General features: G+C 39.7%; 11 protein-coding genes and 1 pseudogene. 1 reads left to right on the top strand and 11 read right to left on the bottom strand.

Features of this window, described 5'->3' with window-relative positions; translation table 11 throughout:
* Positions 1-19 precede the first annotated feature (19 nt).
* The 5 genes and pseudogenes from JFU24_RS02115 to JFU24_RS02095 form a co-directional block, all read right to left on the bottom strand.
* Entirely contained in the window at positions 20-1375 is a 1356-nt protein-coding gene (locus tag JFU24_RS02115) for a glutamine synthetase family protein (protein WP_201184854.1), read from the bottom strand.
* A 58-nt stretch (positions 1376-1433) separates the two neighbouring features.
* Complete coding sequence (locus JFU24_RS02110; RefSeq protein ID WP_201249419.1) at positions 1434-2195, bottom strand: SDR family NAD(P)-dependent oxidoreductase; 762 nt, start codon at positions 2193-2195, stop codon at positions 1434-1436.
* Between the two features lie 5 nt (positions 2196-2200).
* A complete protein-coding gene (locus tag JFU24_RS02105) occupies positions 2201-3325 on the bottom strand; it encodes a M20 family metallopeptidase (RefSeq protein WP_201184858.1) in 1125 nt (374 codons plus the stop codon).
* A gap of 160 nt (positions 3326-3485) precedes the next feature.
* A complete protein-coding gene (locus JFU24_RS02100; RefSeq protein WP_201249418.1) occupies positions 3486-5555 on the bottom strand; it encodes a sigma-54 interaction domain-containing protein in 2070 nt (689 codons plus the stop codon).
* A 107-nt stretch (positions 5556-5662) separates the two neighbouring features.
* Positions 5663-6327 (bottom strand): annotated as a pseudogene (locus JFU24_RS02095) (IS6 family transposase).
* 612 nt (positions 6328-6939) lie between these two features.
* Here JFU24_RS02095 and JFU24_RS02090 point away from each other — a divergent pair.
* On the top strand, positions 6940-7119 hold the full coding sequence (locus JFU24_RS02090; RefSeq protein WP_201184862.1) for a hypothetical protein: 180 nt from the start codon (positions 6940-6942) through the stop codon (positions 7117-7119).
* A 1297-nt stretch (positions 7120-8416) separates the two neighbouring features.
* Here the strand turns inward: JFU24_RS02090 and JFU24_RS02085 are convergent.
* The 6 genes from JFU24_RS02085 to pbp4 all read right to left on the bottom strand — a co-directional run bounded on the left by JFU24_RS02085 (position 8417) and on the right by pbp4 (position 14701).
* Positions 8417-8689, bottom strand: coding sequence for a type II toxin-antitoxin system death-on-curing family toxin (locus tag JFU24_RS02085; protein WP_342214657.1), 273 nt, complete (start codon positions 8687-8689; stop codon positions 8417-8419).
* A 1-nt stretch (position 8690) separates the two neighbouring features.
* Positions 8691-8915, bottom strand: a complete 225-nt coding sequence (locus tag JFU24_RS02080) for an AbrB family transcriptional regulator (RefSeq protein ID WP_201224399.1) — start codon at positions 8913-8915, stop codon at positions 8691-8693.
* A gap of 479 nt (positions 8916-9394) precedes the next feature.
* The gene (gene blaOXA / locus JFU24_RS02075) at positions 9395-10204 is read right to left on the bottom strand and encodes a class D beta-lactamase (RefSeq protein WP_201249417.1); all 810 of its coding nucleotides are present in this window, start codon (positions 10202-10204) and stop codon (positions 9395-9397) included.
* A gap of 143 nt (positions 10205-10347) precedes the next feature.
* Positions 10348-12414 (bottom strand): penicillin-binding protein 2, encoded by a 2067-nt coding sequence (locus tag JFU24_RS02070; RefSeq protein WP_313889271.1) that lies wholly within the window; start codon positions 12412-12414, stop codon positions 10348-10350.
* Positions 12395-12598, bottom strand: coding sequence for a hypothetical protein (locus JFU24_RS02065; protein ID WP_201224395.1), 204 nt, complete (start codon positions 12596-12598; stop codon positions 12395-12397). Before JFU24_RS02065 ends, JFU24_RS02070 begins: the two co-directional genes overlap by 20 nt.
* Positions 12599-12673: 75 nt before the next feature.
* The gene (gene pbp4 / locus JFU24_RS02060; protein WP_201249416.1) at positions 12674-14701 is read right to left on the bottom strand and encodes a penicillin-binding protein PBP4(5); all 2028 of its coding nucleotides are present in this window, start codon (positions 14699-14701) and stop codon (positions 12674-12676) included.
* Positions 14702-14712 lie beyond the last annotated feature (11 nt).

Below are 14712 nucleotides of genomic sequence, written 5' to 3'. Positions count from 1 at the left end.
TACTTCCTCTCCCTCTATATTAAATAAACTCAAAATATTTTCTTCGCTCCCAGTCAGTTACTTCAGATAAATAACCCTGAATTTCCATCTTTGCAGCTGTTAGATAGTGATCAACGACATCGTTACCCAGCAAGGCTCTTACTCGTTCACTGTGGTCTAAGCGTTCTACAGCCTCCATAAGATTAAGCGGCAGAGACCCTATATTGCTTAGGTTATATGCGTTCGTTGTTGTACATGCAGGTGGTTCAATCTTGTTTTCAATTCCATAGAGTCCTGAAGCAATGCATGCTGCTATAACTAGGTAAAAATTAGCATCTGCTCCTGGTACACGGTTTTCAAGGCGCATCGATTTCTCTTTTCCATCACTGCGGAAAGAGGTTGTGCGATTGTCTACTCCCCATGTTAACGTATTGGGTGCTCCCATTCCTGCAATCAGCCTCTTATAAGAGTTGATATAAGGCGCATAAAAAAGCATGAACTCTGAAGCTAATTCCATTACACCGCCTAGGAAATAGCGTCCAGTATTCGAGATGCCGTGCTCTTGCAACGGATCATAGAATAAGTTTTTCCCACTTTGTAAATCCCACAAACTAATATGAGTATGTCCGCTGCTTCCGGAGTCATCAGTTACTGGTTTGGCCATGAAAGTTGCCGTTAAACCATCCATGGCAGCCAATTCTTTCACGGCATTTTTGTATACGGCTGTATGGTCTGCCATCCTAAGTGCATCCGAGTATTTTAAGTTAATTTCGTATTGTCCCTTGCCCCATTCCCCTTTGATGGATTCCACAGGTATGCCTGCCATCGTCAAATGGCGAGTAATCTTGCTTAGAAACCTGTCGTCACGTGTGAGGCGATTAATTGAATAATCAACAGGATAAGGGAACAGCGGTGAAAGCTGATGATAGTTTTTTTCTCGCAATGTATCTTCAGTTTCCTTAAATAAATAGAATTCTAGTTCACTCGCAGCGTTCACTTTATATCCGAAATCCTTTGCGCGCTGAATTTGCCTTTTTAAGATTGTACGGGGAGCAACTGAAATTTCAGTCTGATCCTTATTTTGTAAATCTCCTAAAACAAGGACCGTTTTTTCACACCACGGATAGAGCCTTAGCGTTGACATGTCAGGTTTGATCACCATATCATGGAGTCCATTGTCTAAACTGCAAAATTCATAGTTATCCTGAAAATCGAGGCTGACGTCCCAAACAAGATTAACCGCGCAGGCGTGAATTCCCTTCTGAGCTGACTCTAAAAAATAGTCTGCAGTAACACGCTTTCCGAAAAGCTTCCCTTGCATGTCTGCAGCTGCAATAATAACGGTTTCAATATGTCCATTGACAACCATATCCTGTAAACGATTGAGATCTATCATGATTTATATGCCTCCTTGTGTTTTAGTTCATCATGGGAGAAGTTGTTCTCCCATGAACTTATTGAATGGTCCAACCGCCATCAACAAACAGTGTCGTTCCTGTTATATAACTGGATTCGTCAAGTGCTAAGAATAGCGCTGAATTGGCAATATCTTCCGGTTGTCCAACTCTTCCAACCGGAAGACGCTCGATGATCCAATCCCTCACTTGTGGGATCTTAAGTCCTTGTTCAGTAAATGGTGTTTGAACTACCCCAGGCGCCAAGCTGTTTACTGTAATGCCATGACGTGCTAACTCAAAAGCAGTTGCTTTTGTCAAAAGATTAAGCCCACCCTTTGAGGTATTATAGTGCGGCTGACAGCTTCCACTGCTGGAGACAATAACATGCGCTTCAACTGAGGTGATATTAATAATTCTACCCTTTGTTCCCTGGTTGATCATTTCCTTGGCGATCGCCTGAGTACAGAAAAACGGACCTTTTAAATTCACATCATGAATACGATCCCATTCTTCTTCACCAAGTTCAAAAAAAGGAGTGAAGCCAACAATTCCAGCATTGTTGACAAGAATATCGATTCTTCCAAACGTCTCCATTGTCTTCGCTACCAGTTGTTCCACATCCGCTTTTTTGGTTACATCCGTTTTAACAATTAATACCTTAGATTCTTGCGGAGCATTTTCTGCTGTTTCCTGAGCCCCTTTTTCATTCACATCTGCGATAACAATATGAGCCCCTTCTTGCATAAAACGAAGAGCAATCCCTCTTCCGTTGCCAGATCCTGCACCTGTAATAATTGCTACTTTATTTTTTAATTTCATATCTTTTACTCCTCCATTTTTACTAGATTAATAGCAAATAGCTTTAAAATTTCCTTAAAGCTATAAAGTGATTCGATTTCAACGTATTCCTCGGGACCGTGATGTCCTGCCCCCACCGGCCCAAATTCAATCGCTGGTATTCCATAGTTGGCGTAAAATCTTGTATCTGCAGTCCCGTCTTGACCAAAGAATTCAATTTTCCGGTTCAAAAAATGTTCAGTGACTTGTTTTAACTGGACTACATAGGGGTGACCTTCATCCGTCAGCACAGGTGCACCTTGAGCGAGAATTTCCAGATTTGCATCGGGAGCAGCACGTTGAATTTGCTCTATGATTTCGCTTACTTCTTCACCTGGTAGATATCGAATATCTAAATGGAACGTGCATTGATCAGGAACCTGATTGATGCCCTTGCCCGCTTCAATCTTCGAGAGATTAAAGGAAGGGCGTGTAAAAAATAAATTGGTCTTTTGGATTTGCTCGATAGCTTCAATAGCCTCACAATATTTCATCGCCTTAAGAATCGCGTTTTCCCCTAGCCACGGTCGACTGCCGTGAGCAGCTATGCCAGAAACCTCCATCTTCAATTGCAGTACACCTTTAGCTTGAACAGCAATTTTATAATTGGTAGGTTCACCGCAAATGGCAATTTCCCCACGATATCCTTGGTCAACTAAGAAGCCTGTTCCATCAAATCCACCACGTTCCTCATCTGGTACTATACAGAGCATGATTTTTACCAGAAGGTCCATTTTAGACAAATCAACCATAGCGTGCATCATTGCAGCAACGGAACCCAGCATATCATAGCTTCCTCGCCCAAATAACTTCCTTTCTTCAATCCGAGGACTGAAATCTTCCGAGGCAGCTGACACAACATCTACATGTCCGTTTAGTATAATAGTAGGACCCTCTCTCTCTTCATTTACGATACAAACAAGGCTCATTAATCCCTGATTCTCCAACAAAGTTATAGTAAGCCCTCTTTGTCTTAGCCATTCTGCACAATATCCAATGGAGGCATTAATACGTTCTGATGTGGTAGCTTCCATACGAATAAGTTCACAGGCAAGCCCTTCAATAGAATCTTTATGTTTAATGTCGCAAGCCGGCACAACTTCTTTATTCAAATCAAATCTCCCCTTTTTTTTTAAACCGTTCACCTCTTTCTTAATATTACGTCAATTAGGAATACTCTAACTTATAATGCAAAAAGTATGCCAACTTTTATTAAACCATGCAAAGGGATTTTTTCTCTAATTTAATGGGATAAACGGTTTTAAGAGTTCATTACATCCTGTTTATCCCGTTTACCCCATTTTGTAATTGGTACAATCCTTTTTCTGTTATATGGCATCCTTGTCTTCCCTTACCAACCTTAATCCATTGCTTTTCATGAAGCTCTTTTAGTAGAATACGTATTTCAGTTTCACTGGTAAGCAGCGTCCTCTGTTGGGCTATATTCCATAGGCCTCGCCTGCCAATACTTCTACCTTTTTGTCTTTCACTGAGGATTGACTGGAGAATAAATAGGCTTAAGTCTTCTTTGGACAGTTTAGAAAATTCGCTTAGGGGTTTATCCACATTTGTAGTAGCCATGGGTTTGTAAGCAAGAGAATCAAGAAACGGTAAATCTTTAGTTGTAATATGACCATTATTCATAATCGATAAGTATTCCATAGTATTTTGTAGTTCCCTGATGTTTCCTGGCCAATGATATTGCAGAAACACTTCCGACACGGCTGCTGATAAATTCTTATTCCATCCGTTACGACGAAGAAAAAAGTTAGCTAGTTGAAGGATATCCTTTCCTCTCTCTCGCAAAGGTGGAATGGACAGGGGTAATACCTTCAAGCGGTAATATAGATCAGCTCTAAATTTCCCTTCTTTGACGAAATCTAAGAGGTTACGATTTGTAGCAGAAATAACCCTCACATCAATAGGAATCACTTTTGTTCCCCCTACTCTTAGGACTTCTCTTTGCTGTAGAACCCGAAGGAGCCGTTTCTGAAAAGATAAGGAAATATCTCCGATCTCATCAAGAAAAATGGTTCCTCGATGTGCTTGCTCAAATAGTCCAGGCTTGCCTCCTTTTCTGGCCCCTGTAAATGCCCCTTCTTCATAACCAAATAATTCACTCTCAAGCAGTGATTCTGATAAAGCACTGCAGTTCACTGCAACAAATGGGAATGCTGCACGAGTCGAGTACTGATGAATGGAATGGGCAAACAATTCTTTTCCCGTTCCACTTTCTCCTAGAATAAGTACATTTAGATCGCTCTGAGCCATCTTTTTTGCCATATCGATCAGCATCATCATCTCTTCGGATTCTGTAATAATGTCCTGAAATGTATATTTGGCCTGATGACCGGACGTCTTCAACTTGGTTCTTATTTTTAACTCAAGTTCTTCTAACTTCTTTGCAACTTGAAGGATTAGAACTCCTCCCGAAACGGTTTCTACTTCCCCATTTTCAATACTTATATGGTTCATGATCACCTGTTGGTTTCTTATTATAAAAGGAACTCCTGTAAAAGGAGTATCTAAAGTCTCTCTTGTTAGTTTTTCGTCGTGAAAAAGAGAAAGAATATCTCTTCCTGCCACCTCCCAAGAGGAAAGAGCAAATATTTCTTCCGCAGCTTTGTTAAATATCGTGATATTCTTTTGGTGGTCATAGGCGATTACTGCATCTTGGACCATGTTAACGGTTTGCTGAAGAACCTTTGTTGTTTTTATCAATCCTTCCATCGTGACATGGAGACCCTGGCTTCGAGTAATTATTTTTTTCGTGTAATCGGAAACAATATGCTGTGTATCTTCCTGCAATAAGTCAAACCGAGTCAATATATCGACAATGGTGCTTACATCAATTACCCGCTCCCCTATGTTAATAACCTCTGTGATGTTTGGAGGTATAATTTTATATTCATTTGGCGTTATTGCACTTGTAATAGAAGGGATTTTCTCCATAGACGGAAAAGCTGGAATAAGTTCGATATGCCTAGCTCCAAGCTCGTAAAGTAAAGAAACAGTTTCTTCTGCCGATTCTCGTTCATCGTTATAAAGCAGCCATTTGCTACCGGATTGGATCGATAAGACTTTGTCCCAGCTAGATTTTAACAGCGTACGTCTGATAACCATGCTCTCTAAAGATGTTTTTACTTTTAGGAGCGGCTGGTGGGTAAAGATCGTCTGGGTACTTAGTAGTATGAGATCATAATCTGTCTCATTCTTCACCCACTCTTCCTTCGAAAAAGGAACGAAAGATAAATATTTGCCTAAAAGGTCACTCAACTGCCTGGCTAAATATTGACTGGTATTCTGTGAACCTGAAATAATCGCAATATTAATAGAACGCATATTTCCATTCTCCTTTTAATCTGGATGAAATAATATTCTATATAGGGTTCTGGTGCAAAGATGATTTCAAAAAAACATAGGACATGAATTTCCTGCTAACTTACGGATTATGATGCGATGCCAAACAGTTTATCAATGAATTCTTTTCGATTTTGGGCAGACTTCACCCCTTGGTGAACTTGCCCTTTTTTCATCATATGCATGGCTTCAATGCCACGTACTATTGAAGTAGCAGTTTCATACGTTTTGAATCCCAGCATGGAGCTTACTCTTTTCTTAATGAAACGATTATCTTGTTCTACGATATTATTAAGATATTTCACTTGTCTCATTTGGATGCCTTCAGGCATCTTTTACTCGTCTTTTACCTGTTGAATGGCTACAGGATACGCTGGATTTTTATCGACAGTTACGACACGAGGCTTAGAAACATGAAAAGACCGCAAAGCTTTCTTGAAGAAGTACTTTGCAGCCTTTTGGTCTCTTGTTTTACTCAGGTAAAAGTCAATGGTGTTTCCTTCGGAATCTACTGCACGATACAGATACATCCATTGAAACCTTTTACTTTGATAAACGTTTCGTCTACTCTCGATGAATCATTTGTACGTTTTAGATGACGACGAAGTCGCCTGTCTAATTCAGGACTATACTGATGAACCCAACGCATAATTGTCGTGTGAGCCATCGATAATCCTCGTTCCTCCACCATTTCCACAAGATTACGAAAGCTCAAGTTGTACTGTAGGTACCATCTGACGGTTAGAAGAATAATATCGGGTTGTTAATGTTTCCACTTGAATAAATTTTGCTTTTCCATACTGATCACGCACCTTTTTTAGATTAATAGTATCAGTATGTCCAAGATTTAAAGATTAATTGCCATTTTCTTGATGTTTTTGCACCAGAACCGTTCCTTCTGCAAAAGCATGTGAGTTTGCTATACCCAAGGATAAAGATAAAATTCCAATTGATAATAGAATCTTTGCTGGTTTAATTATAATTTCCTTTTAAAATAGTAAAATATTCACATTATGTAAGTATATTACTTATTATACAATAGTCAACCAGCAAAAAAATATTATAATAATAAGGAGGAAACTATAAAAACTACACTCTATATTATGATGGTGTAATTTATCTCGCTGGACTTTTTCTTCTAGTAGATTTTCTGTTAAATATACAAAATGAAACATTTAAAAATCATTATCTTATGTTATTATTTCCGTTTTTTAGTTTATTTTAGGCTTGTATCTATCTTTAGCAAATATTGTTGAGTATAACTTCCTTTTATGTAGCTTCTCAATCTTATAAATCATTATCGGAAGATTCAATTTCATATTCTACTCTTTTATCGCTGAAAGAATATACTTATTCGTGGGAAGATGTGGAGAAGATTAATTATTATGAAGGAAATGATGATGAATTTTCAGAATACGTATTCTTTTTTAGCGGTGGAAATAATTTGAATTTAAGTGAAAATGGATATATTAAGAAAATAAAATTCATGATAATTATTAAAGCTGAAGATTTAAATATAAAAATGGAGAATATTGAAGAGGATTAATTGGTTCATTTAAACTACTGGATTTATTATATAGGTTATGAATTAAATAAATGAGCTTGGATGCACTTCCAAGCTCATTTTGTGTTGATGTTTCTTATTATTAATATAAGATCAGAGAAACTATGCAGACAAAATATTAATTAAGTATCAATTTTTTGTAATTAAACTTTGTTCCCTGTTCTGTTGTTAAAACACTTGCTATTGTAGGGTAAATTTCACTTTCAGTTCCGTTAAACTTTTTAGTGAAAACAAAACAGCATGTTGGAAATGAAAGCAATAGATTAATTGGTTAACATTTTCAATTGTCTTTTTTATATCTCCATAAGAATTGAGAACATTAAATTCAGTTCCTTATACCTTCAAAATTTATTTGATAAGTCTTTACTTCTTCCTATTTTTAATGGACGGTGAGTCCGGGTTTTCAAATAAAATGATAGGTACCCTGTTATTAACACGATGACCGTTGAAACAATAAGGACAATACATCCAGTTTTAACCTGTACCATACTATCTGTACTCAACATGTCTTAAACAAGAAGTGCTCCGACGGTTACTCCAGCTGCAAGAACTGCACCCCCGAATATTTGTGATATGACAACAATCCACAAAGAACGTCGATAAAACTGTTGTTTTTTTCTGGAGAATCAATGTATCTTTGTAACCAACCTAGTCGATTTTCCCTATACTTTTTAATACTTCAGCTTTATTGGACATTATTCTGTCTTCCTATCCGAAGAGCTTATTTATCATCTTAGAGATTATTAACCTAATTATTATAGAAAAAGACAAAGAAAATACGGTCCAAATTACTTGAACCGTTTTCCTGTAACTTCAATAGGTTAGGTTTTTTTCCAGAGTTCCCCTGCTCTATGCAGATCAACCTCTTTGGCTAGTTCAGAAAACTTTAGGTCATACCTAATATATTCCTTTGCAACTAAAACAAGTGCTGTATCTTGTGATTTAATAGCCCGTGCTGCTGTACTTGAAGGAAAGTTGGCAAATAATACTTCTTCATTGTCCCGTGAAATAATGGTTAGACGACCACCCTTCCCGTTCTACAACTAAATCCGGATCCATGTAAAAATGATGGCTGCCGAAGCAACCCTGTATTAAAGTAATGCACCTGTTAGCGAAATAAGGGAGCAATTAGTTATCAATTTCGAACCCCTTTATAAAGCCTTTATGTTCTCTTGGATGATTATTGCGATAGCTTTATAATCATACCTATGGTTAACGACATCTACAACATAATCCTGTTCTTCTTCTATTCCCATTATCCATTGATAATGATTGATCTTCAGAAACATAATAGGGGGGAAGCGAGTGCTTTCCTCTTGTTTGCGTTGTGGAACGCATGATTTTTTGAAATGGATTCGAATAATGCTGCAGCCTTTTTATGAATAGATGGGTAAGCATCATTCTCGAATATAGTTTGTCTGGGTTTGTTCACTGCAGAATCAAGGAGACCGGGATCTTTCACTCCGATTTGTTCAGTAGGAGAATAAAATTTTATTTGAATGGCATTAATAGCAATAATTTGATTAGTGGAAAGATAGATTATAAACGTCATATTATCTATCCATCAATCCCTTGAATGCTTCGTCATGACCTTTAATAACGTCTGAAAATATTTCCATAAATTCTGCATCTACACCTTTAGGTAATTTCACATTTTTATTTTTCCTTAAAATGATTTCTTCACCCTTGAACTCAACCTCTAATTCGTCTCCAAAAGTTAAATTTGCAGTTTTCAACATTTCAACTGCGCCGACTTTAGTTAATTTCCTAATGGTCATTATTCATTCCTCCTTCAAAAGAAAGTTATAATTGTTATTACTACACAAAAAAGCTTGCAGATTTAGACCCTAAAAGGGGACCTTATTCTACAAGCTGAACAACCTCCATCATCTGAAGGTTGTTCTGTTAAACTATTGATTAAAATGATATACATACATATGTCAGGGGTTTCTGAACCAATGTACCAAGCTGATACAACCCCTAAGTGATTTTGTTTTACCAGGTTAAGTCGAAGACCGATCGATTTTTTATCTTCTATCCATATTTGATGACTTTTTCAATTGGTAGTATATTCCATTTAATCTATAATTCCAAAAAATAATGAATCCACTTTGACTAAAGATTGATCAAAATGGCTTCATTTTCAGCAGCTTAGTTTTTATAAAAAAGTTTGATCATTTCCTACTTATGTTGTTCCACAATAGTGCAGGTCCTATCTTATATATTTAAATTATGTTAATAATTAAATTTCCTGCCCTTACTCTGCCATTAAATAATATTTCTTTAAAATGTCTATTGTAATGTTTTTAGCGTCTGTACTTGTTCCAGCAATATTCGTAGCAAAGCTATACGCCCGATTGTCCGTTTCTATAAAACCGACAAACCACCCTATGCCTGACCCTTGACCTGTTTTTCCGTAAAGAGTATAGTTATTTCCTTCCTTCTGGATCATCATCCGTTTAACGGTTTTCAATACATCCTTATCAAATGGAAGCTTCTCTTTATACAATGATTCCATAAAATCAACTTGTTCTATTGGAGAAATTTTGAGTGAACTACTTAACCAAAACTGATCAATTCCTCCACTAATATCTTGGTTACCATAAGAAATGTTTTGAACCCATTCCTCCATTCGATTTTCTCCAATGTCACGAGCCATGGCTTGATAATACCAAACGACAGAGTTTCTCATAGCAGACCCAAGCGTGTGATCTTGGTTCCAGACCTCGATTTCTCGCTCAACACCATCCCAATATTTAATGTCGTATTCATCTTCTACAGCTCCTACCTGTAACCCAATGAGTGAATTTGGCACTTTAAAAGTCGATTGCGGTGCAAATCGTTGATTCGCGCGTTCATTGTTATAGACTAATGTTTTTTCTCTTTTCATATCACGTAATATGAACGTTCCGTCATGGTTCGTAAAAAATTCATCGACCTCGAACTTCTTATGATTCAGCTTGCCCTTGGAAGCATTCGCTTCACTTGGTAGTTGCACACTTGTAATTAATAGAACAACTGCACCAATAAGTGCTAAAAGAAATGATAAATTCTTTCGTTTTCTCATATTCGATTTCCCTCACTTAATTTAATCATCTCATAAACATAGAAAACTGAAATGTTCATTATACAATTGAACTCCCTGAAAATTTCAAGCAATAAAAAGACACAAAAGTAGCTGCCCTTTCAGCCTACCTATCCATATACTCATCATTCGTGCTGATCTTGATCATCATCTTCGAAAAATGCTTCCATGATTCCCTGTCCAATCTTCTGGCTAATTGGATGGGAGTTTGTCCTGGCATTTGGGACGACTACTGAAAAAGCGACTTCAGGATTGTCGTAGGGAGCATACCCAACCAGTGTTAGGTTGTTCGTCGGTTTATCTGTATATGTCTTTCGTAATTCAGGATCATAGTAAAAGGATTGTGCTGTCCCCGTTTTACCGGCTATTTTGTAGCTTTTGTATGGCTGTTTATTGAAGTGGGAGGCAGCGCTTCCGCCTTGTTCGTGAAACACCTTGCGGAATCCCTCTTGCACACGTTCAACCTTTTGCTTATCCATGTCGATGCGATTCAGATAAACAGGAGAGACGCTTTGGAAAATGACCGGATCTTGGTCTTCCATTTGCGGCTCGCGGATCTCCTTAAGAAGGTGAGGCTGCACCCTATATCCTCCATTAGCAATTGTCGATATGTATTGAGTCAGTTGAATGGGAGTGTAAGTATCATATTGGCCGATCGTGAAATCTAGCAAATAGCCTGGGGAGCCGCCTTGGCCGCGATATCCGCTCGCTTCATTCGGGAGATCGATTCCTGTCTTTACCCCTAGTCCGAATTGATTGAAATAATAGCGAAACGTTTCAAAGGCATTCGAATCTAGCGGCAGCTTCATGTTTCTATAATAGGTCTTCCCAAGCATACTCATAGCCGTCTTAAACATATAGACATTGGAGGATTGCTTCAATGCAGTCAGGTCATTGACCATCCCCATCGTTCGTACTGACTTCTTGACTGGGGTACTCAGCATATAGATTGGCTCATCCAGGAAAGACTGGCCCGGCTGGATGGCCCCACTCTCATACCCGGAAAGTACTGTCGCCCCCTTAACGGATGATCCCATTTCAAAAGATGAATTGACAGTGCCAAGGGCATAATCGGTCGCTACCCACTTGTCGTTGACTTCTTCAATCTGTTTCCCAGCCATAGCCAGAACTTCTCCCGTTACAGGATTCATCATGACTACAAAGGCCTTATTTAGGAATGCCCCACCTCCGTTCCTCTTGGCATTAATCAGTTCAGCAGTAAGTATCTCTTCCACCTTCTCCTGTAAACCTATATCAATGGTCAGCATAAGATCCTTACCCGGCTCACCGGCGGAGACCTCATGGGTTCTAACAACGTTTCCTTTTCTATCCGTTTCAATTTCTGTCACGGACTTCCTGCCCCTGAGGACATCTTCATATTGGTATTCCAACTGGCTTTTTCCTACCCGGTCATTCCTGCTGTAACCCTTTGATAAGTAACCGTCCAGCTTCTCCTTCGGAATTCCTTCCTCCCGGGATGTCGTGCTTCCCAATACGGAACGGAATAATTCCCCATACCGATAAGTCCTTTCCCAATCGGTCAAAATATCCACTCCAGGAATTTCATTCAGTGCCTCACTCACTCGTGCTAATTCCTGATTTGTTACATGTTCGACCTTGATTGGCTGAGGGCTATAGGCATAGCCTTTCTTCATTTCTCTTAAAATGGCGAGAACCTTCTTTTCACCATTTCCGATTTCTTTTAAATCGGATTCACCAATCCGGTCCAGCTGCCTCTGATAACGTTCCATATTTGTCAGCTCTTGGTTCTGCAGTTCCTTGTCTGTCAGCTTCTTAAGTGCTTTCTTAGGACGGGTCACGATCCAGTAGTCCTTCATGTCTCGTTCTGTAATCTTGTCTGTTTTGATCGATATATACGCGGAGAGTTTCGTAGCAACTTCCAGCAGTTCCTGGTCTGTTTCATTTCCCTTTTTAGTATAGACAATAATGTTTGACGCTTCATTATCGACAATCACTTGATTGTTCCTGTCGTATATTTTTCCTCGTGGTAGGTGATATCTCACTTCCTTCACATTGGTGCTATTCAGTTTCTTCTCGTACATTTCCCCTTCATTGAGCTGTACAAAGGCCAGTCTGAAAACCAGAACGGTAAACAATACAAACACAACTGTCAAGATAATATTCAGCATGGCCGATTTCGTCCGCTTTTTTTTAGTCTTCTTCCTCTCCACCAACGTCCTGTCCCCTCGCTTTTTTCCTATTTTTTTCGTTTAGCGTCGTCAGACTGACACAAGCTATGCCGACGATGCAGAATAAACTGAGTGTAAGAGGCTGAGGAAAAATAGTGTATATCACACTACTGATAATCACCAGTAGAACACGGATGGAGCTCATTCTGTCTCTCCACTTACTCACCTTACACAACTCCTTTTTATTTAGTACCAACTAACCATCAGCTGATGAAAAAATCCCACTGACAGATGTATTCCTTTATTCATTCTCAGCTAAATACTGATCCAGCACAGGTTTTATTTTCGCGGTCACATAATGGCTCCCCCCGCGATTTTTTACATCCTCCACAATGGCTGTAAGCAAGATAGATGGACTCTTTGTATCAAACACGACGACAAAGCCATTCTCCATCCCGTCTTCGCCTTTCTTGCTCTTCAGCTCAGCTGTCCCCGTCTTTGCAGCTAGTACCTCTTTTGCCGTCTTAAGATTATGGGCAGTCCCAGTATCACGCTCCACTACCTGAATCAATGCCTTTTGGACGGTTGAAGCAACCTCACTGGAAATGACGGATTTGCGGATAGGCTCCTTTTCATCCGCTATCAAAACAGGCATCACCATATTTCCGCCATTCACAAACGGTGTAAACGCAGTCCCTAAATGGACCATTGACATCAGAACTTCACCCTGTCCATAGGCAGAATCAGCGAGCAAGACTTCATTCTCGATCCCATCATTGGACAGCTGGCTCTTTTTCAAATAAATCGGCAGCTGGAAATCCTCCTGGAACCCAAATGCCATAGCATTCTTCTCAAAATTGGCAGCTCCCATTTCCAGGGCTTCCTGAGCGAAATAGATATTATCGGAATAGACCAGTGCATCAACCATGTCCACCGGACTTGCTTCCTTTACGCGGGTGACAAAATAGCCTCCCCAGCTGTTGTCCTTCTTCCACTGCAAGCCGGATATTTCCCGTTTCTTCTCCGGGAATGTCGTTCCGACGGTGAGTCCGGAGGCGGCAGTAATTGCCTTGAAGGTCGACCCTGGTGCATACAGGCTGGAGAAACGGTTCAAGAATGGAAGCTTTGGGTTTTCACTGTATGCTTTCCACTGCTCCTCTGTCATCCCGCTCACCATTAAATTCGGATCGAAGGATGGATAGCTGACGAGCGCTAATATTTCCCCGGTCACCGGATGTATCGCTGACACCGCGCCGGCATCTTGCTTCATCGCTTCATACATGTTACTCTGCAATGCAGCATCGATCGTCAGATTTATGTTTTTACCATTGATGGCAGCCACTTTTTTAAGAGTGCTTTTCTGTTTGCCTTCCTCGTTCTTTATTTGAATGATGCCGCCCTTCTTTCCTCTCAACTGCTTCTCATACACTTGTTCCAGTCCGGACTTACCGATGTAATCACCTGACGTGTATTCATGGTCGGCGTCCTTTTCGAGGTCTTCACTCGTTACTTGCTTCACATAGCCAATCAGATGGGCACTGCTTTCTTTTTCGGGATAATACCTTATCCTTTTCATTTGGAAAAATACTCCAGGTAGATCCTCATCGATACTTTCCGGCTGAAACTCTGCAGGCATGGCAGCAATCGGGACGAAGATATCTTCGGTCACCCATTTTTGATCAAGCGCCTTTTGAAAGCTTTCTTCCGGAATCTTGAAATAAGCGCTTAGCTTCTTTATTCCAGCTTCCTTGGACTCTCCAAGCTTCCCTGGGATGATCCCCATTTCATACACATCTTTATCCAGTGCGAGCGGATTTCCATTACGGTCAAGGATTTCGCCCCGATGCGGCAAAAAGGATTGCACGCTGACTTTATCTCCTTTCTCCATCCCAGCGAAGATCAAATCAGGATTCCATTTCACCTTCCATGCCTTCCCGTCATCCGTCTTCTCTTCTATAAAAAAGGTTTGATAGGACGCTGTCACCTCTCCAAGAAATGTATGAATTTTCACCTTGAAGCGTCCTTCATACGTTTCATTATCCTCTTCGTAAAGCAGCTCCTTGGATAAAACGTCGATTGAAGAAGCCTCAATGCCTGAAAAAATCGCATCATATTTATCTGTAAAACTCTTTTTCGTATAATCGTAGGTTTCCAATTCCCCTTCAGAAATAAGTTTCAGCATTTCCTCGTAGTTTTGTTCAGAAAATTGTCTCACATATTCATTAAAAACTTCTTCCGGGGTTGCCTGATTCGCTTTAAGGAAATGCCACAGAAGCAGGCCCCCAGCCGCCAATGCTACAACCAGCACCAATATTGTTACTTTCTTCATTGTTCATCCCT

Source organism: Peribacillus sp. TH27 (assembly GCF_016650915.1).
Lineage (GTDB): Bacteria > Bacillota > Bacilli > Bacillales > DSM-1321 > Peribacillus > Peribacillus butanolivorans.
This window is presented reverse-complemented; position numbering and strand designations above follow the sequence as displayed.

Excerpts from the sequence above, each read along its gene's own strand:
- JFU24_RS02115 (WP_201184854.1), bottom strand. The coding sequence starts at position 1,375 with ATGATAGATCTCAATCGTTTACAGGATATGGTTGTCAATGGACATATT.
- JFU24_RS02110 (WP_201249419.1), bottom strand. The coding sequence starts at position 2,195 with ATGAAATTAAAAAATAAAGTAGCAATTATTACAGGTGCAGGATCTGGC.
- JFU24_RS02100 (WP_201249418.1), bottom strand. The coding sequence starts at position 5,555 with ATGCGTTCTATTAATATTGCGATTATTTCAGGTTCACAGAATACCAGT.
- JFU24_RS02085 (WP_342214657.1), bottom strand. The coding sequence starts at position 8,689 with ATGACGTTTATAATCTATCTTTCCACTAATCAAATTATTGCTATTAAT.
- JFU24_RS02080 (WP_201224399.1), bottom strand. The coding sequence starts at position 8,915 with ATGACCATTAGGAAATTAACTAAAGTCGGCGCAGTTGAAATGTTGAAA.
- blaOXA (WP_201249417.1), bottom strand. The coding sequence starts at position 10,204 with ATGAGAAAACGAAAGAATTTATCATTTCTTTTAGCACTTATTGGTGCA.
- pbp4 (WP_201249416.1), bottom strand. The coding sequence starts at position 14,701 with ATGAAGAAAGTAACAATATTGGTGCTGGTTGTAGCATTGGCGGCTGGG.